The organism is Bifidobacterium animalis subsp. animalis ATCC 25527 (genome assembly GCF_000260715.1).
GTDB lineage: Bacteria > Actinomycetota > Actinomycetes > Actinomycetales > Bifidobacteriaceae > Bifidobacterium > Bifidobacterium animalis.
On the sequence record NC_017834.1, the window covers coordinates 1,139,231 to 1,160,493 of the forward strand.

Annotated in this window: 17 protein-coding genes and 1 tRNA gene; 5 read left to right on the plus strand and 13 right to left on the minus strand. The window is 59.5% G+C overall.

The genetic code is table 11. The features are described from left to right. From BANAN_RS04860 to BANAN_RS04910, 11 genes are all read right to left on the minus strand, one after another. Positions 1–936: a Nif3-like dinuclear metal center hexameric protein gene (locus BANAN_RS04860; protein ID WP_014697809.1), complete on the minus strand. Its 936-nt coding sequence runs from the start codon at positions 934–936 to the stop codon at positions 1–3. 34 nt (positions 937–970) lie between these two features. Further along, entirely contained in the window at positions 971–3,853 is a 2,883-nt protein-coding gene (polA, locus tag BANAN_RS04865) for a DNA polymerase I (protein WP_014697810.1), read from the minus strand. A 79-nt stretch (positions 3,854–3,932) separates the two neighbouring features. Next, the gene (locus BANAN_RS04870) at positions 3,933–4,691 is read right to left on the minus strand and encodes an ANTAR domain-containing response regulator (RefSeq protein ID WP_014697811.1); all 759 of its coding nucleotides are present in this window, start codon (positions 4,689–4,691) and stop codon (positions 3,933–3,935) included. A gap of 132 nt (positions 4,692–4,823) precedes the next feature. Continuing rightward, positions 4,824–5,453 carry an NUDIX domain-containing protein gene (locus BANAN_RS04875; RefSeq protein WP_014697812.1) on the minus strand — a complete coding sequence of 210 codons (630 nt, stop codon included), beginning with the start codon at positions 5,451–5,453 and terminating at the stop codon, positions 4,824–4,826. A gap of 136 nt (positions 5,454–5,589) precedes the next feature. Continuing rightward, positions 5,590–5,663: transfer RNA gene (locus tag BANAN_RS04880), tRNA-Leu, on the minus strand. 149 nt (positions 5,664–5,812) lie between these two features. Next, a complete protein-coding gene (gene pyk, locus BANAN_RS04885) occupies positions 5,813–7,255 on the minus strand; it encodes a pyruvate kinase (RefSeq protein ID WP_014697813.1) in 1,443 nt (480 codons plus the stop codon). 167 nt (positions 7,256–7,422) lie between these two features. Beyond that, positions 7,423–8,436 carry a TerC family protein gene (locus tag BANAN_RS04890; protein ID WP_041777011.1) on the minus strand — a complete coding sequence of 338 codons (1,014 nt, stop codon included), beginning with the start codon at positions 8,434–8,436 and terminating at the stop codon, positions 7,423–7,425. 38 nt (positions 8,437–8,474) lie between these two features. Further along, the gene (gene uvrB / locus BANAN_RS04895) at positions 8,475–10,586 is read right to left on the minus strand and encodes an excinuclease ABC subunit UvrB (protein WP_014697815.1); all 2,112 of its coding nucleotides are present in this window, start codon (positions 10,584–10,586) and stop codon (positions 8,475–8,477) included. A 12-nt stretch (positions 10,587–10,598) separates the two neighbouring features. Beyond that, positions 10,599–11,234: a dephospho-CoA kinase gene (gene coaE / locus BANAN_RS04900; protein ID WP_041777012.1), complete on the minus strand. Its 636-nt coding sequence runs from the start codon at positions 11,232–11,234 to the stop codon at positions 10,599–10,601. Between the two features lie 128 nt (positions 11,235–11,362). Further along, complete coding sequence (rpsA, locus tag BANAN_RS04905) at positions 11,363–12,844, minus strand: 30S ribosomal protein S1 (RefSeq protein ID WP_014697817.1); 1,482 nt, start codon at positions 12,842–12,844, stop codon at positions 11,363–11,365. A gap of 171 nt (positions 12,845–13,015) precedes the next feature. Continuing rightward, positions 13,016–13,909 (minus strand): bifunctional methylenetetrahydrofolate dehydrogenase/methenyltetrahydrofolate cyclohydrolase, encoded by an 894-nt coding sequence (locus BANAN_RS04910; RefSeq protein WP_014697818.1) that lies wholly within the window; start codon positions 13,907–13,909, stop codon positions 13,016–13,018. A 107-nt stretch (positions 13,910–14,016) separates the two neighbouring features. Here BANAN_RS04910 and BANAN_RS04915 point away from each other — a divergent pair, with 107 nt between their 5' ends. The 3 genes from BANAN_RS04915 to BANAN_RS04925 all read left to right on the plus strand — a co-directional run bounded on the left by BANAN_RS04915 (position 14,017) and on the right by BANAN_RS04925 (position 16,918). After that, a complete protein-coding gene (locus BANAN_RS04915; RefSeq protein WP_014697819.1) occupies positions 14,017–15,021 on the plus strand; it encodes a metal ABC transporter solute-binding protein, Zn/Mn family in 1,005 nt (334 codons plus the stop codon). Positions 15,022–15,161: 140 nt separating this feature from the next. Beyond that, positions 15,162–16,076 (plus strand): ABC transporter ATP-binding protein, encoded by a 915-nt coding sequence (locus tag BANAN_RS04920; protein ID WP_014697820.1) that lies wholly within the window; start codon positions 15,162–15,164, stop codon positions 16,074–16,076. Next, positions 16,073–16,918, plus strand: coding sequence for a metal ABC transporter permease (locus BANAN_RS04925; RefSeq protein ID WP_014697821.1), 846 nt, complete (start codon positions 16,073–16,075; stop codon positions 16,916–16,918). Before BANAN_RS04920 ends, BANAN_RS04925 begins: the two co-directional genes overlap by 4 nt. A gap of 108 nt (positions 16,919–17,026) precedes the next feature. Here BANAN_RS04925 and ispF read toward each other — a convergent pair whose 3' ends face one another. Then, a complete protein-coding gene (ispF, locus tag BANAN_RS04930; protein WP_014697822.1) occupies positions 17,027–17,530 on the minus strand; it encodes a 2-C-methyl-D-erythritol 2,4-cyclodiphosphate synthase in 504 nt (167 codons plus the stop codon). Then, positions 17,527–18,123 (minus strand): CarD family transcriptional regulator, encoded by a 597-nt coding sequence (locus BANAN_RS04935; protein WP_014697823.1) that lies wholly within the window; start codon positions 18,121–18,123, stop codon positions 17,527–17,529. Before BANAN_RS04935 ends, ispF begins: the two co-directional genes overlap by 4 nt. 137 nt (positions 18,124–18,260) lie before the next feature. Here BANAN_RS04935 and glgB point away from each other — a divergent pair, with 137 nt between their 5' ends. Both glgB and BANAN_RS04945 read left to right on the plus strand, forming a co-directional pair. Further along, positions 18,261–20,513 (plus strand): 1,4-alpha-glucan branching protein GlgB, encoded by a 2,253-nt coding sequence (gene glgB / locus BANAN_RS04940; RefSeq protein WP_014697824.1) that lies wholly within the window; start codon positions 18,261–18,263, stop codon positions 20,511–20,513. Positions 20,514–20,540: 27 nt separating this feature from the next. Continuing rightward, positions 20,541–21,260 carry a response regulator transcription factor gene (locus BANAN_RS04945; protein WP_014697825.1) on the plus strand — a complete coding sequence of 240 codons (720 nt, stop codon included), beginning with the start codon at positions 20,541–20,543 and terminating at the stop codon, positions 21,258–21,260. Positions 21,261–21,263 lie beyond the last annotated feature (3 nt).

Below are 21,263 nucleotides of genomic sequence, written 5' to 3' on the forward strand. Positions count from 1 at the left end.
TCACCTACCGGCTTCCGGCAATGGACCGGGATGGCCGCAGACGCCCGGAAGGGGCAGATCCCATGGGTCGGTGCTCGTCGTGTTCCAACGCACGTCGATAATGTCTCCCGCAACTTCCTGCACCATCCGCGGAACGTCTTCGAGCGCATAGTTGAACCACATGCTCTCTATGGCGCTGTGCGGGGTGTTGATGAGTGCGGGGCGCATGTGGAGGCAATCGGACGGCCCGCCCAAACCAATCCCCTCCCTGCGCATGGCGGCCTCATAGTACGATTCCTGAAGCTCATCGGTGGCAGGGTGGTGGCGCAGGTCGCTGGTCACATACACATCTGCGTGCAATGCATGCACATTTGCGAACATGGAATCACCGGAACCGGGAAGCACTGCAACCGTGCGAATCGGCATATCGAGTGGACCGGCCACCTGTATGCCGTATTTCGTGAATGGCAGCACCTGGGCCACAAGGGAGGCGAAGCGTTCCAATGTCGTCGGCGTACCAAGTCTGCCGAAACGGCCAATGCCCACCGCATGGGAGGAGGTCGGATCGTCAATCGGCACTATCGGCACCTGATCCTCAAGCCCGAATGCGTCAGCGGCTGCCTGCGCAACACCGCGGTAGGCGGCATCGGCATTCGTGTGTCCCACCCACAACGCACAGTCGTGCTTGGCAAGCAGGTTGACTATGCGCCCGCGGAATGTGCGGCCTGAAACCTCGTGCACGGCGCGGAAGAACAGCGGATGGTGCGTCACCAGCATGTCGGCTCCACTCGCGATGGCGTCTTCGACCACTTCCATGGTCGGATCAGCCGCGAACACGATGTTGTTCACCGTATTGCACAGATCACCCACAATGAGTCCGGGATGGTCCCAATCCTCCGCATATCGCAATGGGTACAGCGTTTCCAGCGCACCCATCACATCGTATACCGTGGTCATATTCACTCCTTATTCCACGCCGCCCTGAACTTGCTTAGTGGGCAGCCTGCTGCCAATCGAACCCCACGCCTGTGGACACGTCAAGCGGCACGGCGATGTTGACCGCATGCTCCATCGCATCACGCACCAGCTCAGTCACACGCTTCTCCTCGCCGGGCGCCAGCTCCACCACCAGTTCATCGTGGATCTGCAACACGATGCGGCTGTTCAGGTTGCCGTCCCGCAAAGCGCGATCCGCGCGGATCATCGCGATCTTCATGATGTCTGCGGCAGTGCCCTGAATCGGGGCGTTCAGTGCACCCCGTTCTGCGGCATCGCGTGCCACCCGGTTGGCCGAGGTCAAGGCGGGGAAATAGCGCCGCCGGCCGAACATCGTCTGCGTATAGCCGGTATTGCGGGCATTGAATACCAGCGACTCCAGATAATCATGCACTTTGCCGAAGGTCTGGAAATACCGCGATCGCAGTGCAGCCGCCTCCTTCGACGGGATGCCCAGCTGCTGCGAGAGCCCATAGGTGCTCAACCCGTAGGCCAGCCCATAGCTCATCGCCTTCACGTGGCTGCGTTGGTCGGGCGTCACCTCGTCGACCGGGATGCCGTACACCATACTGGCCACATACCGGTGGAAGTCCGCCCCTGACTTGAATGCCTTGATGAGCGTCTCGTCACCCGACAGATCCGCCATGATGCGCAGCTCCACCTGCGAATAGTCGGCGCTGAGCAGGTCTGCGAACCCCTCACTGGGTACGAAGGCCGAGCGGATGTCACGGCCGGCAGCATTGCGGTTCGGAATGTTCTGCAGATTCGGGTCCACGGAACTCAGACGTCCCGTTGCGGCGACCGTCTGCGTGAACGTCGTGTGAATACGCCCATCGCGCGGATTGATGGCGTCGATGAGCGTCTGCACGATCTGACGTAGTTTGTTCACCTCACGATGCCGCAGCAATGCTCCGAGGAACTCGTTGGGGCGGCTCCCCTCCTCGGAGGCCGCGTACAAGGTGGTGAGCGCCTTGGCATTGGTGGAGTACGAGCCTCTTTTCGTCTTCTTGGTGGGATTGAGCTTCATCTCTTCGAACAGCACCACACCGAGTTGCTTGGGACTCTGCAGATTCACCTCATGGCCTGCGGCCTCATAACAGATCTGTTCCATGCGGTCGGATTCGTCGGTGAACATCTCCAGCAATTCATCGAGACGGGCACGGTCCACGCTGGCTCCGGTGTGCTCCATATGGAACAGCACCACCGAGGTGGGCAATTCGATATCGCGCAACAGGCTGTACTGGCAGCGTTGTTCAAGCGGCCGAGCCAACGTGCGGGCCAGCAGGCTCGCAATGGCGACATTGCGCACCACCTTCCGGTCACGTTCGGCGCGTTCGTCATCCATTTCGATATCGAGGGTGCCCTGTTCGGGTTCCGTCACTTCCTCAGCGTGCAGATGCAGGAAGTGATCGGCACAATCCTGCAGCGATCCTCCTTGGAAATCTGGGTCTATGAGATATCCGGCGAGGTTGGTGTCGAACAGCACCATCGGCAATCGCAGGTTCACAGCACCAAGCATGTGCAGATGTTCCTTGTACCCGTGGACGCTCAGCGTGGCAGCATAGGTGTCGAGAATACGCTGCAGAGCCGTATGGTACTGCTCGTCATGCGGGTCAACCACCACCGCATGACCGTCGGCCATCAACGCCAGTCCCGAGATCGAAGACCGGCCCGGCTTGGGGCTTCCCGATGCGAACAGACTCCAGGAACCATCCACGGCATCGACGCATTGCTGGCTCTGTGCGTCGTATTCGCCCACCACATCCAATGTGGTTGACGAGATGCCCTTGCCCGAGGCGATGGGACAGTGTTGTTGGGCCCACACCTCGAGTGACGCGGCGTCCCCGATTTCATCCACCACGGGTTCCTGCACCCTCACCGATTCAGGGGTGTCGAACGACCCGTCGTCAAATTCCCCGTCGAATTCGAACCGTTCCGCGGCAGAGGCCTTTTTCGCGACCGGGTGGCCGGGATCCCCCGCATTGAAGGTTTTGAGCAGTTTGCTTCGAATGCGTGCGCCGAAGTTGAGTTGGTTGAACAGCTCCTCCGCCTTGGCGGGATCCACTTTGCCGAAGGTGAGGTCGGCAATGTCAACACCTAGGTCCAGATCACGCACCAAGGCGTTCACCTTGCGGTTGAGCCTGACCTGTTCAATGCTCTCACGCAGCGCGTCGCCTTTCTTGCCCTTGATCTCGTCGGCATGTTCGATCACACCGTCCAAACCACCGTATTGGTTGATCCACTTGGCGGCGAAGCCGTCACCCACACCCGGCACACCCGGTATGTTATCGGCGGTCTCACCGCGCAATGCTGCCAGATCGGGGTATTGGCGCGGGGTGACATGGTATTTGTCCTCCACGGCCTGCGGGGTCATGGCCTTGAGTTCCTTGAAATGATAGCCCGGGTACAGTACCGTGATGTCGTCATCGATGAGCTGGAATGCATCACGATCTCCGGACAGCACATAGGTGCGGTAATCCGCATGCTCCCCCATCGTGGCCAGCGTGGCAATCACATCGTCGCCCTCGTATCCCTGCTTGGTCACATAGGTCACACCGAACGCCTCAAGCATATCCTGGATGAGCGGAATCTGCGAGATGAGTTCTTCAGGGGCTGCTTCACGTGTGCCTTTGTACTGGGTGAGCATCTTGTTGCGGAAGGTGCCCCCCTTCACGTCGAAGGCCACGCCGAGCAGATCGGGCTTCTGCGATGCAATGACCTGCGAAAGCATCGTGAAGAAGCCATAGACTGCATTGGTGGCCTGACCGTCTTTGGCCGAAAAATTCTCCGCTGGCAGTGCGTAGAACGCACGGAATGCCAGCGAATGGCCATCGATCACCAGCAACGTTCCGTTGGTGCCCTGTTCATTCGTTTCCATTACCCACCCGTTCCGTCGATTTGTCGCCATATGAAAACGTGACGTGCAATGCCTTGCACGTCACGTTGAGCGCCATAGGTCACTCCCCATCGTTCGGCTTGTCGCTGTATTTCTCGATGATGGCCTGTGCAAGGCGTTTCTTCGGAATGCGCTGGTCCATCGAGGTCTTCTGGATCCAACGGAACGCCCCGGACTCCGAGAAGTTCGTTTTGTCCATGAGCAGCCCCTTGGCACGGTCTATGAGCTTACGTTCCTCGAGGGTCTCCTTGGTCTTGCGCAGTTCCTCCTCGGCGTCCCTCAACTGCTCCTGGGTGGTGCGCAATTCGCTTTCGTTGCGTTCCACGCTGTCAAGCAGATCGTTGATCTCGGCGAAACGGCCCATAGCCACCGCCAGGGCAGGCAGCAGCTTGGATTCCTCATAGGGCTTGGTCACATAGGCCATGGCTCCGGCACCAATGGCCTCCTTCACCAGATCGGCCTGGGAGAACGCCGTGAGCATGACCACAGGGGCCAGATTCTCATCGCAGATCACACCCGCCGCGGTGATGCCGTCCATATGCGGCATCTTGACGTCCATGCATACGACATCAGGACGCTTCTCACGGGTGAGTTCGATGGCCTCCTCACCATTGGCAGCCTCGCCCACCACCTCATATCCGTTGTCTTCGAGCATGGCCACAAGATCCATGCGGTTCACCGATTCATCTTCGGCCACAACCACGGTGGGATTACGCTTGGCCTCCTTCTTGGCGACCTGGGCTTCAGCCACCTCGATCGCATCGGCGGCGTGGTCAACCGTCGGCTCCTCGGTGATGCTCTCCTGCTCTTCGTTGGACATACAAGCTCTCCATTCATTATTTCATGCCCGCGCTCCATATACGCATACACATGCGGGCCATGACATGTTCCTGTTGGACGTATTCAGTACTCCAACAGCACAGTGTAGCGCACTTATGCGCTAACATGCGTGTCAGTCTCGGGCCGGCGCTTCGTCGTCCGGGGAAACACCGATCATGTTGTTCGGCGCCATATACAGGCGTTGGATGGCGATGATGGACTTGGCATCGAGAATCGTTCCATTGAGCACCAGATCATAGCATTCCTGCGGTGTGAGGAAACGAACCTGCGCGCGGGCCTCGTTGGCGTACTGCTCGCGTTCGTCGATCGGTTCGAGATCATAGGCGAAGTAGAGGGCGGTATGCTGTGTGGAGTAGCTTGGGGTGTTGATGAAGCGGCAGAACTGTGTCATCACCCCCGCTTTGTACCCCACCTCCTCGGCAAGCTTGCGACGGGCCACATCGACTGGCTTCTCGTTCTTGTCTATCGCATGTCCTGCGGGAATCTCCAGAGTCCACCGATGCACGGGGATGCGGTACTGTTCGATGAGCGGCACCCTGCCGTCCTTCGTCAGGCCGATCACCCCCACGGAATCGCCATTGTTCTTGTGCAGGATGAGCCGTTCGAAATGCCCCACCGTCGGCGAGGCGAACGACACGCGGTCGATGTTGAAGTAATGACCACCGACGATGGTCTCGCGCGCCTCCTCATGGATGGGGGTGCTGCGCCATGGATCGAAGCGACGGTATGTTTGCTTGCTCATGCCAGTCCTTTCTGGTTGCCTGCGGCTCATCTGCCTGTTTCCCATTGTATACAGCGCGAACCGCGACGTTCCGTTAACAGCGGATAACATACGATGAAAAAAGGCTCGCCATGAACGTTCACGGCGAGCCTGTCGGTGCCCCCGGTGGGACTCGAACCCACACTGTACAGATTTTGAGGCTGTCTCCTCTACCAATTGGGATACAGGGGCAAAAGCAACCTATGTGAATATAGCACATACCTCGACTTTTGCCAATTCAGACACTCCGAGCTGACAACATGGGGGTGTGCATCCGCGGATGCACACCCCCATGAGCGTCCTGCCCGTCATGCGCTTAGGATGCTGACGGGTATATGCAATCAGTCGCAGGCACCCACGGTGTGAACGTAGATCGAATCGGTGCGGCCGGGCAGATGCTCGCCCTGGGCGGAGCTCAGCACAACGATCTTGTCGCCGTTGGCGACCTTGCCGTTCTTGCGCAGCACCTCGTCGGTGAAGGTCATCAGATCCTTGCGGGACATGTCGTGGTAATCCTCATCGAGCTTGATGCCTTCGGTGCCCCAGCTCAAAGCCAGCCAGTGGAAGGTGTGCTCGTTGTTGGTGAGACCATAGATCGGGGTAGCCGGGCGCTCGCGGGAGACGCGGTGCACGGTGGATCCGGTCTGCGTGTAGGCGACGATGGCCTTGGCATTGAGCTTCTCTGCCAGGTCAACGGCTGCGGACGACACGGCGCCGGTGCTCGACATATCGAGGTCCTTGAGGTGAGGGATGCGATCGAAGCCGTGCTCGGTGGCATAGCCGGAGATGCGGGACATCGTCTTGACGGTCTCGACCGGATATTCGCCGACGGCGGTCTCGTTGGAGGTCATCGTTGCATCGGCGCCGTCAAGCACGGCATTGGCGCAATCGGAGGCCTCTGCACGCGACGGAACCGGCGAATGCACCATGGAGCCGAGAACCTCGGTCGCCACGATGACCGGCTTGGCGTACTGGCGGGAAAGCTCGATGCAGCGCTTGGTGACAAGCGGCACCTCTTCGAACGGCATCTCAACGGCCATGTCGCCACGAGCGACCATGATGCCATCGAACACCTTGACAATGTCCTCGAGGTTCTCAACGGCCTGCGGCTTCTCGATCTTCGCGACGACCGGGATGCGGCGACCTTCTTCGTCCATGATCTCATGGGCGCGGTCGATGTCGGTGGCGAAACGCACGAACGACATGGCGATGATATCGGCGCCGGTGCGGATGGCCCAGCGCAGGTCCTCCTCATCCTTGGCGGTCAGCGCAGGCAGCGAGACGGCGACGCCCGGCAGGTTGATGCCCTTGTGGCTGGAAACCGGACCGGCCACGACGACCTTGGTGTAGACGTTGTTGCCCTCGACCTTGGTGACCTCAAGACGGACCTTGCCATCGTCGATGAGGATCGGATCTCCGGGATGGCAGTCGCCCGGCAGGCCCTTGAACGTGGTGGAGGTGATGTGCTCGTCGCCTTCGACGTCATCGGTGGTGATGATGAATTCCTGGCCCTCTTCGAGCTGGACCTTGTCTTCGCCTTCGGCGTTCTTCTTGAACCAACCGCAGCGGATCTTCGGACCCTGCAGATCGACGAGGACGGCCACGTTGCGACCCGTGGTCTTCGAGGCCTCGCGCACGTTGTTGTACACGCGAAGATGATCCTCCGGGGTGCCATGGGAGCGGTTCAGACGAGCCACGTCCATACCGGCTTCAACGAGTTCCGTGATCTTCTCGAGAGATTCGGTGGCTGGACCGATGGTATCTACGATCTTGGCTTTACGCATGAATGCCTACCTATTCTTTGACGGTTGTGCTCCTTGGAGAGCACATTCAACATTGCTCTAGCTTACTCCTTTTTCGCTTTAGCTTGTCGCAAATAGCGAAGAAGTCTGTGAGCGCTCACAACCATTGTGCCGCAGGTACACACCATATGGCTCACCGGCATGTCGCCTTAGGGGCGCTCCTGAGGATTCGAAGGTGCCGCGGCCTGCTTCGCGTCGATCGACTTCATCTTGATGACACTGGCTAATGCCGAACCGCCGATGCAGACGATGATGACCACCAGCGACAGCCACGTGGGCACTTCCGGCACCATGCCCAACGGTTGGCCGTGGTTGATGAACGGAAGCGTGTTGCCATGCAATGCCTCGAGAATGAGTTTGACACCGATGAACCCGAGGACAAGCGACAGGCCGACCGGCAGATACACCAGCTTGTCAAGCAGGCGCCCCAGCAGGAAGTACAGCTGCTGGAGGCCGAGCAATGCGAACACATTGGAGGTGAACACGATGAACGGATCCTTGGTGAGACCGAATATCGCCGGAATCGAGTCGAAAGCGAACATGACGTCGGTGGTGCCGATCGTGATGAACACGATGAGCATGGGGGTCCAATACTTCCTACCGTCGATGGTGGTGCGCAGCCTCTCGCCGTCGTATTCATTCGTGACATGGGAGAATCGCCGCATGAGGCGAATCAGTCCGTTCTCATGGAACTCCTCATCGTCGTCCTCCCCTATCGCCACTTTGACGGCCGTATAGATGAGGAAGGCGCCGAAAATGAAGAACACCCAGGTGAACCGCGAGACCAAGGCGGCTCCGATGAGAATAAACAGCCCACGGAGCACCAATGCGATCGTGATGCCAACCGAGAGAACGAACTTCTGCAGTTTCTTCGGCACCGCGAAGTTCGACATGATGATGACGAACACGAAGAGGTTGTCGATGCTGAGTGAATACTCGGTGAGCCAGCCCGAGTAGAACTCAACGGCCGGCTTGGCCCCGGCCACCCACCATATCAATCCGCCGAAGACGAGCGCCATGGCGACGAAGAACGCAATGTGCTGCACGCATTCCTTGGTCGACGGTACATGAGGCCTGCGCCCCAGGACGAAGAGATCCACGACGAAGAAGACGACCAGCACGACATAGGTGCCGATCATGAACGAGATAGGGGTTTCTGCCATACAGGTCAGCTTAGCGCAAGCCGTCCGAAATGGGTTGTCTACTGCTGTGCCTGTGTGATGGCCCGCAGCTCCTTCTTGAGGTCGCGAATCTCGTCACGCAGGCGCGCCGCCAGTTCGAATTGCAGCTGTTCGGCCGCGGTATGCATCTGATCGGAAAGCTGGCGAATAAGGTCTGCGAGATCCTGCGCGGGAAGGCCGGCCTTGAGAATCTCCTCATGGCGCCTGTCGGCTTCCTCGGGCGTCGTGTTCGGCAATCCAAGATGCGAGTTACCTGCCTTGCCGGAATTGCGGTAGCCGCCCTCGAGCAGTTCCTGCGTGTCCACGTCCTCCTTGGCGAGCATGTCGTTGACGTCGCTGATCTTCTTGATGAGCGGCTTGGGATCGATGCGATGCTCCTCGTTGTACGCCATCTGGATCTCACGACGACGATTGGTCTCCTCGATTGCCTTGCTCATCGAGTCCGTCATCTCATCGGCATACATGATCACCGTACCGCTCACATTGCGTGCAGCACGTCCAATGGTCTGGATGAGCGATCGGTACGAGCGCAGGAAGCCTTCCTTGTCGGCGTCGAGGATCGCCACGAGCGACACCTCCGGCAGATCCAGCCCTTCACGCAGCAGGTTGATGCCCACGATGACGTCGATCTTGCCCTCACGCAGTTCGCGCAGCAGTTCAACGCGCCGCAGCGTGTCGACGTCGGAGTGCAGGTATTCCACCTTGATGCCACGTTCCAGCAGGTAATCGGTGAGATCCTCAGCCATCTTCTTCGTCATCGTCGTGACGAGCGTGCGCTCCCCCGCGGCCACACGATCTTTGATTTTGGCGAGCAGATCATCGATCTGGCCTTCGACCGGACGCACATCGATCTTCGGATCGAGCAGGCCTGTGGGTCGTATGATCTGTTCGACCACGCCATCCGAAAGCCCCAGCTCGTAATCTCCCGGCGTTGCCGACAGATAGACGGTCTGGCCCACCCGATCGAGGAATTCCGGCCATTTGAGCGGACGGTTGTCCATTGCCGAAGGAAGCCGGAACCCATGCTCCACCAGCGTGCGTTTGCGGCTGGCGTCACCTTCGTACATGGCGCCGATTTGAGGAACGGTCACGTGTGATTCGTCGATGACCAGCAGGAAATCGTCGGGGAAGAAGTCGAGCAATGTGTGCGGTGGCGTGCCGGCCGCACGGCCATCGAAATGACGTGAATAGTTCTCCACACCCGAGCACACCCCCACTTGCGAGAGCATCTCCAGATCGTACGTCGTACGCATGCTCAGACGTTGCGCCTCAAGCTCCTTGCCCTGCTTGCGCAGCTCGGCCACGCGCTCGTCGAGTTCGCGCTGGATCGAATCCAACGCCTTCGCCATGCGTTCGGGACCGGCAACGTAGTGCGAAGCCGGGAAGATGTGCACGTCACTGACCTGCTCGATCACGTCGCCAGTGAGCGGATGCAGCGTGGAGATGCGGTCGATCTCGTCGCCGAAGAACTCGATGCGTATGGCCAGCTCCTCATACACCGGGATGATCTCCACCGTGTCCCCGCGCACCCGAAATGTGCCGCGGGTGAATGCTATGTCGTTGCGTTTGTACTGCATGTCGACGAAGGTGCGCAGCAGATCGTCTCGGTCGATCTGGTCCCCCTCATGCAGGAAGAGCATGCGGCCGGCGTACTCTTCGGGCGTGCCCAGGCCATATATGCAGGACACGGTGGCCACGACCACGCAGTCGCGGCGTGTGAGCAGATTCGCGGTCGCAGCGTGGCGCAAACGCTCGACGTCGTCGTTGATGTTCGAATCCTTCTCGATATAGGTGTCGGTCTGCGGAATGTAGGCCTCGGGCTGGTAGTAGTCATAGTACGAAACGAAGTAGCTCACCGCGTTGTCCGGCATGAGCTCGCGGAACTCTGCACATAGCTGGGCGGCGAGCGTCTTGTTCGGTTCGATGATGAGCGTGGGCCGTTGCAGCCGTTCGATGAGCCATGCGGTGGTGGCGGTCTTGCCGGTGCCGGTAGCACCCATCAGCACAACGTCGTTCTCGCCGTTCTCGATACGCGTGGCCAGCTCCTCGATGGCCTTCGGCTGGTCTCCGGAGGGCTTGTACGGCGATTTGACCACAAACGGCCTGTTCGTGCGTTCGATATTGAATCCCATGCGCCCTCCCGGCTACTTCCCCTCCATCTCGCGTCGCCACGAGCTCATGAGGGAATCGACTTGTTCGAACATCTGTTCTATGGATGTGCTGCCATCGATAATAACATCGCTGATCCGCTCGCGCCAACGGTCGTCGGTCTGGCTGGCGATTCGCGCCAGCGCCTGTGCCCGGCTCATCCCACGTGTGCGCATCATGCGCTCGACGCGCAATGCCACCGGCGCCTCGACGGTTACGATGTGGTCGAAACGGAATGGCAGCTCGTCATACACCTCGGTGAGCAACGGGATGTCATGCACAATGACCACATTGTCGCCAAACCGCCCGAGAATCTGACGTTCACTCTCACTGGCCGCGCGATAGATGAGCGGATGCAAAATCGATTCCAATACACGCCGTGAGCGAACCGCCTGCTTCCCGTTCGCAGCGAACACATGGGCGGCCATCCAGACACGGTCCAAAGCTCCCTGCTCGGTGATTGCCTTATTGCCGAACGCCATGCGAATGAGTTCAATGGCAGGCGACCCCGGTCCGCTGAGATCATGTGCGAGCTTGTCGTAGTCTATGACCTGCGCCCCAGCCTCGGCCATTCGCTCTGCCACGGTGCTTTTACCCGCCGCAATGGCACCTGTCAATCCGATTCGTCTCATACTTGAGGGATATCAGGCAGCCACGATTTTGCAATGTCCGGATTCCTCCCACCCCATATCCATATAGTCATGCAAAAGGCCCCGACGCTATACGTCGGGGCCCTCATCTCACAACCTAAAAGCTATGCTCACTTCTTCTCGCTCAGCAGCTGCTCGCGAAGAGCGGCAAGCTGGTCGGAATCGGCGAGGGTGCCGTTGGATTCGGACTCGGAGGAGTAGTTCGAAGTCTCTTCGACCTTCTCTTCCTTGGCAGGAGCCTGACCGTCCTCCTGAGCGGAGGCTTCGGCATTCTCGAGCTCCTTGCGCACGAACTCCTTGTGCAGCTCCCACAGACCGTGAGCCGAGGCGTACTGGGACTCCCATTCCTCACGCTGCTTCTCGTAGCCCGGAATCCACTCGTTGGTGTTCGGGTCGAAGCCCTCCGGGTACTTGTAGTTGCCGTCCTCGTCGTACTCGGCCGGCATGCCGTAGAGCGCCGGATCGAAGTCCTCGGAGTTCGGGTCGACGGAATCGTTGGCCTGCTTGAGCGACAGGGAGATGCGACGACGGTCGAGATCGACGTCGATCACCTTGACGAAGACCTCTTCGCCCGGCTTGACAACGGTCTCCGGGTTCTCGACATGGCGGTTGGCGAGCTCGGAGATGTGCACCAAACCCTCGATGCCGTCCTCGACGGAGATGAACACACCGAACTGGACGATCTTCGTGACCTTGCCACGCACGATCTGACCCGGAACGTGGGTGCGTGCGAAGCGCTGCCACGGATCCTCCTGGGTCGCCTTGAGCGACAGCGAGATGCGCTCGCGGTCCAGATCGACGTCGAGTACCTCGACGGTGACCTTGTCGCCGACCTTGACGACCTCGGACGGGTGGTCAATGTGCTTCCAGGAGAGCTCGGAGACGTGGATGAGGCCGTCGACGCCGCCAAGATCGACGAATGCACCGAAGTTGACGATGGACGAGACGACGCCTTCGCGAATCTGGCCCTTCTTGAGCTGCGAGAGGAAGGTCTCGCGAACCTCGGACTGGGTCTCCTCGAGGTACTGGCGGCGGGACAGGACCACGTTGTTGCGGTTCTTGTCGAGCTCGAGCACCTTGGCCTTGATCTTCTGACCGATGTACGGCGAGAGATCGCGCACGCGGCGCATCTCGACGAGGGAGGCCGGCAGGAAGCCACGCAGGCCGATGTCGACGATCAGGCCGCCCTTGACAGCCTCGATGACAGTGCCCTCGACGACGCCGTCGTCTTCCTTGATCTTCTCGATGTCGCCCCAGGCACGCTCGTACTGGGCACGCTTCTTGGACAGGATGAGACGCCCTTCCTTGTCTTCCTTCGTGACGACAAGGGCTTCGATAGTGTCGCCGACCTTGACGACATCATCCGGATCGACGTCCTTCTTGATGGAAAGTTCGCGGGAAGGAATTACACCTTCGGTCTTGTAGCCGATGTCCAGGAGAACCTCGTCGTGATCGACCTTGACGACGGTGCCCTCTACCAGATCACCATCGTCGAAGTTCTTGATGGTGGAATCGACTGCCTTGATGAAGTCGTCAACGGTGCCGATGTCGTTGATGGCGACCTTTTCGACTTCTGCTTTGTTTTCTGCCATTAATGTGGTTTCTTCAAATAGTTGGGTGGATAATATCGATATTCAGTTATTCAGGCATATGCTCGGCGGCTGGATACACCAAGCCCCAAACACATGCAGATTCGATTGTAGGCGAAGCACTGGCCAAAACGTGCATTTCTCCCGGCGTGTCGCGCACCCAGAGCGAATGGCTCACGAATCTTCACGAATGCCGGCCATGCGCTCAGCCTGTTCCACGACGTTGGCAAGCAGCATGGCACGTGTCATGGGCCCCACTCCTCCCGGATTCGGGGAATACGCACCGGCAACGGCATGGGCCCTCGAATCGACGTCTCCGACTATGCGCATTCTGCCAGCCTGTTCGTCGAATACCCGCGATACACCGACATCGATGAGCACGGCCCCCGGCTTGACGTGCTCCATTTGGACGAACCCCGCGACACCAACCGCGGCAATGACAACGTCCGCCCGGCGAATGTGCTCCTCAATGTTGCGGGTGCCCGTGTGACAGAGCGTCACCGTGGCATCGACACCGCTCCTCGTGAGCATCAGGCCAATGGTGCGACCGATGGTGATGCCGCGTCCGAGTACGCATACGTTCCTGCCTGCCAGTTCTATGCCGTAGGCGTCGAGGAGGGCGAGCACCCCGCGGGGAGTGCAGGGCAGTGGAGTGGTGATGTCACCCCGAACATGCAGCACCAGTTCCCCCAGATTGTAGGGGTGCATGCCATCGGCGTCCTTGACCGGATCGATGGCGCTGATGATGGCGTTCGAATCGATGTGGGCAGGCAAAGGCAGCTGGATGATGTAGCCGGTGCATGCCGGGTCCTCATTGAGGTCGCGCACGACGGCAAGCACGTCTTCCGTCGTCGCGGTCGCCGGAAGCTGCCTGCGTATCGAGGCGATTCCCACCTCCTCGCAATCCCTGTGCTTGCCCTCCACATACTTCATGGAACCCGGATCGCCACCAACCAGCACAGTGCCCAGACCGGGCACCACACCCATCCGCGCCAAGCCGGCCACACGCGAGGCGAGGTCGGCCTTGATCTGACCGGCCACCTTCTTTCCGTCCAATACGATTGCCATATGAATGTCCCTTTCACACTCGGTGGAGTCCTTCCTCGGCCATGTCCCGACCTATTATTGCAGAAGAAACAAGGAATCGACATCAAGCACCCATATTAAGGAACGTCATGCGTACATTCGGCAACGGACTCCGCGCCATCGTCGTCATCTTGGCCGGCATCGCACTGATTCTGGGTACCAGCGCCTGCAGCTGGTTCGATTCCCGGCAGACGAACGAGCCAACGCCAAACGGCTCCACCACCTCCGCCTCGAAAATCACCGTCGTCGCCACGCTGAACCAATGGGGGTCATTGGCGAAGCAGATTGGCGGCAATCAGGTGGAGGTCTCGTCGATCCTCTCCTCCGACACCACCAACGCACATTCCTTCGATCCGAATGCCAAACAGGTCACCCAGATGCGCAAGGCCCAAGTGCTGCTGACCAACGGCGCAGGATACGACACCTGGGCAGACCGTTCGCTTCCCCGGAGCGTTACACGGGTGTCCGTGGCCGACACGGTGGGTGCATTGGATGGCGACAACCCGCACCTGTGGTTCTCGCGTGACGCCCGGCAGGCCGTGGCCAAGGAATTGACAGAGGTGTTCAGCAGGATCCACCCTGAATACAAGGCGTACTTCGAAAGCAATCTGAAAACATGGCAGGGCGACGAGGACGAGCTTGAATCCCAGATGAGGGAACACAGCAGGTCGCTCAAAGATCCCACCTATGCCGCCACGGAAGATGTTGCGTATTATCTGATGAGCGACTTGGGATTCAGGGACGTTACGCCGAAGGACTACGCCAAGGCCATGCTCGACGGCGCCGAGCCCGACGAGAAGGATATCAAGGCGTTCAGCGACGTGCTGCAGGACAGGCAAGCCAATCTGCTGGTCAACAACCCGCAGCAAAGGGCGCAAACCGACGCCACGCTCACCCAGGCTGCGCACAAGGCAGGCATCCCGGTGGTCGACATCACCGAGCAGATGCCCAAGGATTGCAAAGACCTCACCTCCTGGATCGACACCCTGAGCGAATCAATCATTTCCAAAGTCTCCCAGGAACAGGAACACGACGCCGCATCATCACCTTCTCCGAACGCCGGCGCACAGCAGGAGACTCCTGACACGAAGTAGACAACGTCATGCATCTGCCTCCATCGACCAGCGGCCCTCTTATTGAGAATGATTGTCAATACCGATTGGAACACTGAATTCGTCGGATATGCGCACGCCGTTGGCAGTCGCATACGAATCCAAGAAGAAGAGGTGAGCGAATGGCCGATCGGACGACACCGACGCAGCCCTGCATCGTATGCCACGACATCGCGATCTCACGCGGGGGGCGAACAATTTGGAGCGAAGGCACCTTCACCATTCCACGCGGCAGCGTGACCGCCATAGTCGGCACAAATGGCGCGGGCAAAACCACACTGATGAAAGCGGAGCTCGGAGTCATACCGCTTTCCCACGGCACGATGACCGTGCTGGGCAAACCGGCCGGTGAGATGAATGCGCACATCGGTTATGTACCGCAAAGCTACACCTCCGACATCGACTCGTCGCTGACCGCTGAACAATCAGTGCTGCTCGGTCTCACAGGCACCCGTTTCGGCTTCCACATCGTCTCGAAAAAGGAGCGGGACAAGGCACGTGAGGCGATGGAATTCGTGGGCGTGCTCGACAAGGCCTCATACCGTCTCCCCCAGCTTTCAGGCGGCCTGCGTCAACGCGTCGCCATAGCCCAGGCCTTGGTGTCGGACCCGGAGCTGCTCATGCTCGACGAACCCTTGGCCAATCTCGACCTGGCCAGCCAACGCTCCACCGTGCACATTCTGGCCAAGCTCAACAGGGAACTCGGCATGACCATCCAGGTGGTGGCGCACGACCTCAATATGCTGCTGCCGATTCTCACCGGCGCCGTATACCTGCTCGACGGGCACCCCCACTTCGCCAAGCTGAACGAGGTGCTCGACTCCAAGTTGCTCACACACCTCTACGGCACCCAAGTGCAGGTGGTCACCACCCCGCAGGGAGACATGTTCGTCACCCCGAACGCAGACAACATCGGATACAACGATCACCCGGACATGCACCCCTCGTCTGACGTCGCACAATTCCACCACCATGAGGATGCAAGCCGCACGGACGACGACCACGCGCACATCGACAGGAAAGGCAATGGACAATGAGCTCGTTCTTCTTCTACGACCCGCTATGGATGCAGACGCTTACGATGCCCTTCATGCGCAATGCCTTCCTCGCAGGTCTGTGCATCGCGCTGAGTGCCGGCATCATCGGCTACTTCACCATTGCCCGCAACTCCACCTTCGCCTCGCATGCGCTTGCGCACATCGCATTGCCCGGAGCCACCGGCGCGGCGCTCCTGGGCGTTCCCATCGCCTTCGGCCTGGGCGTGTTTGCCTTGGGGGGCGCATGGGTGATTGCGGCCCTGGGCAAACGGGCCGGTGAACGCGAGATCGCCACGGGTACCGTGCTCGCGTTCGCCACCGGCCTCGGCCTGTACTTCGCCAGAATGTCAAGCTCCGCATCCCAGCAGCTGCAGGCCATTCTGTTTGGGTCAATCCTCACGATCACACCGGACCAGATTATCGGTTTCGCCATTTTCGACGTCGTGCTGATCATCCTCATGTGCATCGTCTATCGGCCATTGCTGTTCAGCTCGCTCGATGAGCAGGTGGCGCAGGCGAAAGGCGTTCGGGTCGGCATCATGAATGCACTGTTCATGACCGTCCTGGCCGGGGTGATCACCATCGCGGTGCCGGCGGTAGGAACGCTGCTCATCTTCGCGCTCGTGGTCACGCCGGCTGCCACGTCCATGATCATCACCGATTCGCCGTTCAAAGCCATTGTGATGGCCATGGTGCTGTGTCTGGTGAGCATCTGGGGTGGTCTGGTGATCTCCACGATGTTCCCCGCCCCTCCGAGTTTCGTGATCGTCACGTTGTCCACACTGTTCTGGGGCATTGCAAAGGGCATCGAAAGCGTTAGAAACCACCGGAACGGCGACTGACGAGATAGGAGCAACCCAGATTCAGCTGATACGTTGAGTGCGCCGTGACAATCCTCGTAGATTGTCACGGCGCACTCGCACACATGCCTCATGATGACCTGAGACTGCTCACGCAAACGCGACCGTTTTCCTCACCAGTACGCTGGCGATGGCGGCCAACCCCTCGCCTCTGCCGGTGAAACCCATGCCATCGGTGGTGGTCGCCGTGATGCCGACCGGGCAACCGCAGATCTGTGACATGCGTTGCTGGGCCTCATCAAGGCGACGACCGATCTTGGGGCGGTTGCCGATGATGCTGATCGACATGCTCACCGGTTCGAACCCGTGGGCGTGCACCAGCCCGAGGGTTTCACGGAGCATCGCTTCACCGCGCATACCGGCTCCCCGGGAATCCGCACCCACACCGAACAGCGTGCCGATATCACCCAATCCAGTGGCCGACAACAATGCATCGATGGTGGCATGCACGGCGACATCGCCATCCGAATCACCCTCGACGCCATTGCCTTCCCATTCCAGACAGGCAAGAAAAAGCGGTCTGGGATTGCGGGCATCGGCGAACCGATGCGCGTCGAATCCCAAACCGTTGCGCAGATCAGACGAATCGCTCACTTCTTCTTCGACTTCTTGCTCTCGGACTCGAGACGGGCCAACGTGTCTTGTGCCGGCTCCTCGGGGGCCTCGGTGTGATGCTCGGCATCGCCTTCCTGCGGCTCGGTGTAACCGAGGTTCACATCGAGCAGGCGCTGCGTCTCCTCCTCGCTGAGTTCCTCCGACAGGGCGATCTCGGAGGTGAGTATGCTGCGCGCCTTCGTGAGCATGCGCTTCTCACCTGCAGAGAGCCCGTGTTCATCCACGTCGCGCTGAGAAAGGTCGCGCACCACTTCGGCAATGTTGTTCACGTCGCCTGTGGCGATCTTCTCCACGTTGAGCTTGTACCGGCGTGACCAGTTCATCTCCTTCTCGACGATCGGTGTGCGCAGAATCTCGAACACACGGCTCACCTCGTCGCCGTCCACGATGTCGCGCACACCCACCTTCTTCAGGTTGTCGACCGGCACGAAGATCTCAAGATCATCGGATGAGAGCACCGAGAGCTTCAGGTACTCCCGGGTGACGCCCTTGACGGTCCGCTGCGAAATCTCTTCGACCCTAGCCGCACCGTGACGCGGATATACGACCATATCGCCGACCTTGTATCCCATGAATCCTCCGTAAGAGCAATGCAAAAACCCGTATAAGTATGCCCTATCGCTTGGACTTGCAAGGGTTTTGGGCAAAAAAGACGCTTTTTTACGCAGAATGGCTCCCGAACCCCGTGTTGCATGCTTATTCTCTATGTATGAGTAACAATCATTTCAACAAAGATGCCATCGTTGCGGTGGATCATGACCAACTCGGCACCGTGAGCGAGGGTCGATTCTACAACCCTCACGAGATTCTCGGCGCCCACCTCGGTAGCGGTGAATACAGCGACACCGCCACCGTCCGCGTACTTCGCCCCGACGCCAAGGAAGTCGTCATCGTCACCCCCGACGGCGAGACCAAGGCCGAACCGGAATTCAACGGCGTCTATGTCGCCGTGGTCCCCGCTGTGAAAACCGACAAGGGATATTCGGTTCCCGACTACCGCCTGCGCATCACCAAGGAGGACGGCTCCACGGTGGTGGAGAACGACCCGTATCGATACCTGCCGACCGTGGGTGAGATGGATCTTTACCTGTTCGGCGAAGGACGCCATGAACGCCTATGGGAGGCCATGGGCGCCAACGTCAAGCGATATGAGGACTCCATGGGCGGCAATGACGGCACCCAAGGCGAACCGGTGGTCGGCACTGCGTTCACCGTCTGGGCGCCGAATGCACATTCGGTGCGAGTGGTGGGCGATTTCAACGGATGGAACGGCATCTGCCATTCGATGCGCGAACTCGGCTCCTCCGGCGTCTGGGAGATCTTCATCCCGGGTGTGACGGCCGGCGAGAAATACAAGTACCAGATCCTCAACGCGTTCAACAATTGGGAGATGAAGGCCGATCCGATGGAACGCTCGCACGAGGTGCCACCGAACACGGCCTCGATTGTAGTGGAGTCCGAATACCAATGGAACGACTCCGACTGGATGGCCAAGCGCGCGAAGACCGACCCACACCAGGGCCCTGTGGCGATCTACGAGGTGAATGCGAACAGCTGGCGCGACGACGTACACAACTACCGCGAACTTGCCGACAAGCTCGTGCCGTACGTCGCGAAGCTGGGCTTCACCCACGTGGAATTCATGCCGCTCGAGGAATACCCGTACCTCGGCAGCTGGGGCTACCAGGTGACCGGCTACTATGGCGTGGACTCCCGCCTGGGCTCCCCCGACGACTTCAAGTATCTCGTCGACAAGCTTCACGAGGCGGGCATCGGCGTGATCATGGATTGGGTACCCGCGCACTTCCCGAAGGACGCCTTCGCATTGGGCCGTTTCGACGGCACGCCATTGTATGAGGACCCGGATCCGACCCGCGGCGAGCATCCGGATTGGGGTACGTACATCTTCAACTTCGGCCGTCGCGAGGTGCGCAACTTCCTAGTGGCCGACGCCTGCTTCTGGCTCGATGAGTATCATATGGACGGCCTGCGCGTCGACGCGGTCTCCTCGATGCTCTATCTCGACTACAGCCGTCAGCCCGGTCAATGGCATCCGAACAAGTTCGGAGGACGTGAGAACCTCGAGGCCATCGACTTCATCAAGGAAGCCAACGCCACGGCTTACAAGAACAATCCGGGCATCATGATGATCGCCGAGGAATCCACCGCCTACCCGGGCGTCACCGCCCCGACCGACCAAGGCGGTCTCGGTTATGGACTCAAATGGAACATGGGCTGGATGCACGATACGCTTGAATACCTGCACGAGCAACCAATCAACCGCAAGTGGCACCACAACGAGATCACATTCTCCATGGTCTATGCCTATTCGGAGCATTATGTGCTGCCGATCAGCCATGACGAGGTGGTGTACGGCAAAGGGTCGCTGTTCGGCAAGATGCCGGGCGACGATTGGCAGCGCTACGCCGGAGTGCGTTCGCTGTTCGCCTATCAATGGGCACATCCGGGCAAGAACCTCACCTTCATGGGCAACGAACTCGCCCAGTACGGTGAGTGGGACTACAACAGCCAGCTTGACTGGGATTGCCTGAACTGGCCTGATCACCGTGGCGTGCAGCAACTGGTGGCCGACCTCAACGCGCTGTACAAGAAGTCCCCAGCCCTGTGGAGCCAGGACTTCACCCCCGACGGTTTCCAGTGGCTCACCAGTGACGATTCGGACCACAATACGTTGAGCTTCGTGCGAATCGGCAAAAACGGCGAGCAGATGGTCGTCGTGGTCAACTTCTCCGGAACGGCATGGCAGGACTACCAGGTGGCGCTCCCACAAGGCGGCCGTTGGCGCGAGGTGCTCACCACCGACGACAGGAAGTACAGCGGCTCCGACATCCACAACACCGATATCGAAGCCAACGCCGGCCCCTACCATTCGCGCGATTATTCTACGAAGATAACCGTACCGGCCCTCGGTGTCGTATTCTTGGAACCGGATAACAACTGACACAAGTAGGAGGAGGGGAGCAATAGCATGGCTGCTCCTTCGAATGACAACGAAGAACGACGCACCATACTCGTGGTCGAGGATGAACCCACGCTGGCTACAGCCATCGCCCAGAGGCTGACCAATGAAGGCTGGACGGCCCGTGTCGCCGGAGACGGCGCCACAGCGGTGAAAGCCGCCGACAAGCTGCATCCGGATCTCATCATCATGGATCTCATGCTGCCCGTCATGGACGGCATCGAGGCGACGAAGCGCATCGAGACACAGCATCCCATTCCGGTGCTCATGCTCACTGCGCGCGATGATGAGGCGGATGTGGTGATCGGGCTCGGCGCCGGGGCCGACGACTACATGAGCAAGCCGTTCTCGATGCGCGAACTTGTCGCACGTGTGCGCGCATTGCTGCGTCGCGTGGACCGGGCCAAGGTGATCGCACATAAGAGCGAGAATGATCGCATCCTCGATTTCGGCACGTTGGTCATCGATCCGGCCAAACGCCATGTGACACTCGATGGCAAGCAAGTGCATCTGACTCCCACCGAGTTCGACCTGCTCACCACACTCGCCAAACAGCCGCATTCCGTGCTCACGCGCGAACAGCTGCTCGAAGAGGTGTGGGATTGGGTTGACGCCTCCGGCACCCGCACCGTCGATTCTCATGTGAAGGCGCTGCGTCATAAGCTCGGCGCCTCCACGATTCGCACCGTGCATGGTGTGGGGTACGCCTTCGAACCGCCAGAAGCGTAAGGC

What these genes read in the sequence shown, in the direction of transcription:
- BANAN_RS04860 (WP_014697809.1), bottom strand. Translation starts at nt 936, where the DNA reads ATGACCACGGTATACGATGTGATGGGTGCGCTGGAAACGCTGTACCCA.
- polA (WP_014697810.1), bottom strand. Translation starts at nt 3,853, where the DNA reads ATGGAAACGAATGAACAGGGCACCAACGGAACGTTGCTGGTGATCGAT.
- BANAN_RS04870 (WP_014697811.1), bottom strand. Translation starts at nt 4,691, where the DNA reads ATGTCCAACGAAGAGCAGGAGAGCATCACCGAGGAGCCGACGGTTGAC.
- BANAN_RS04875 (WP_014697812.1), bottom strand. Translation starts at nt 5,453, where the DNA reads ATGAGCAAGCAAACATACCGTCGCTTCGATCCATGGCGCAGCACCCCC.
- pyk (WP_014697813.1), bottom strand. Translation starts at nt 7,255, where the DNA reads ATGCGTAAAGCCAAGATCGTAGATACCATCGGTCCAGCCACCGAATCT.
- BANAN_RS04890 (WP_041777011.1), bottom strand. Translation starts at nt 8,436, where the DNA reads ATGGCAGAAACCCCTATCTCGTTCATGATCGGCACCTATGTCGTGCTG.
- uvrB (WP_014697815.1), bottom strand. Translation starts at nt 10,586, where the DNA reads ATGGGATTCAATATCGAACGCACGAACAGGCCGTTTGTGGTCAAATCG.
- coaE (WP_041777012.1), bottom strand. Translation starts at nt 11,234, where the DNA reads ATGAGACGAATCGGATTGACAGGTGCCATTGCGGCGGGTAAAAGCACC.
- rpsA (WP_014697817.1), bottom strand. Translation starts at nt 12,844, where the DNA reads ATGGCAGAAAACAAAGCAGAAGTCGAAAAGGTCGCCATCAACGACATC.
- BANAN_RS04910 (WP_014697818.1), bottom strand. Translation starts at nt 13,909, where the DNA reads ATGGCAATCGTATTGGACGGAAAGAAGGTGGCCGGTCAGATCAAGGCC.
- BANAN_RS04915 (WP_014697819.1), top strand. Translation starts at nt 14,017, where the DNA reads ATGCGTACATTCGGCAACGGACTCCGCGCCATCGTCGTCATCTTGGCC.
- BANAN_RS04920 (WP_014697820.1), top strand. Translation starts at nt 15,162, where the DNA reads ATGGCCGATCGGACGACACCGACGCAGCCCTGCATCGTATGCCACGAC.
- BANAN_RS04925 (WP_014697821.1), top strand. Translation starts at nt 16,073, where the DNA reads ATGAGCTCGTTCTTCTTCTACGACCCGCTATGGATGCAGACGCTTACG.
- BANAN_RS04935 (WP_014697823.1), bottom strand. Translation starts at nt 18,123, where the DNA reads ATGGGATACAAGGTCGGCGATATGGTCGTATATCCGCGTCACGGTGCG.
- glgB (WP_014697824.1), top strand. Translation starts at nt 18,261, where the DNA reads ATGAGTAACAATCATTTCAACAAAGATGCCATCGTTGCGGTGGATCAT.
- BANAN_RS04945 (WP_014697825.1), top strand. Translation starts at nt 20,541, where the DNA reads ATGGCTGCTCCTTCGAATGACAACGAAGAACGACGCACCATACTCGTG.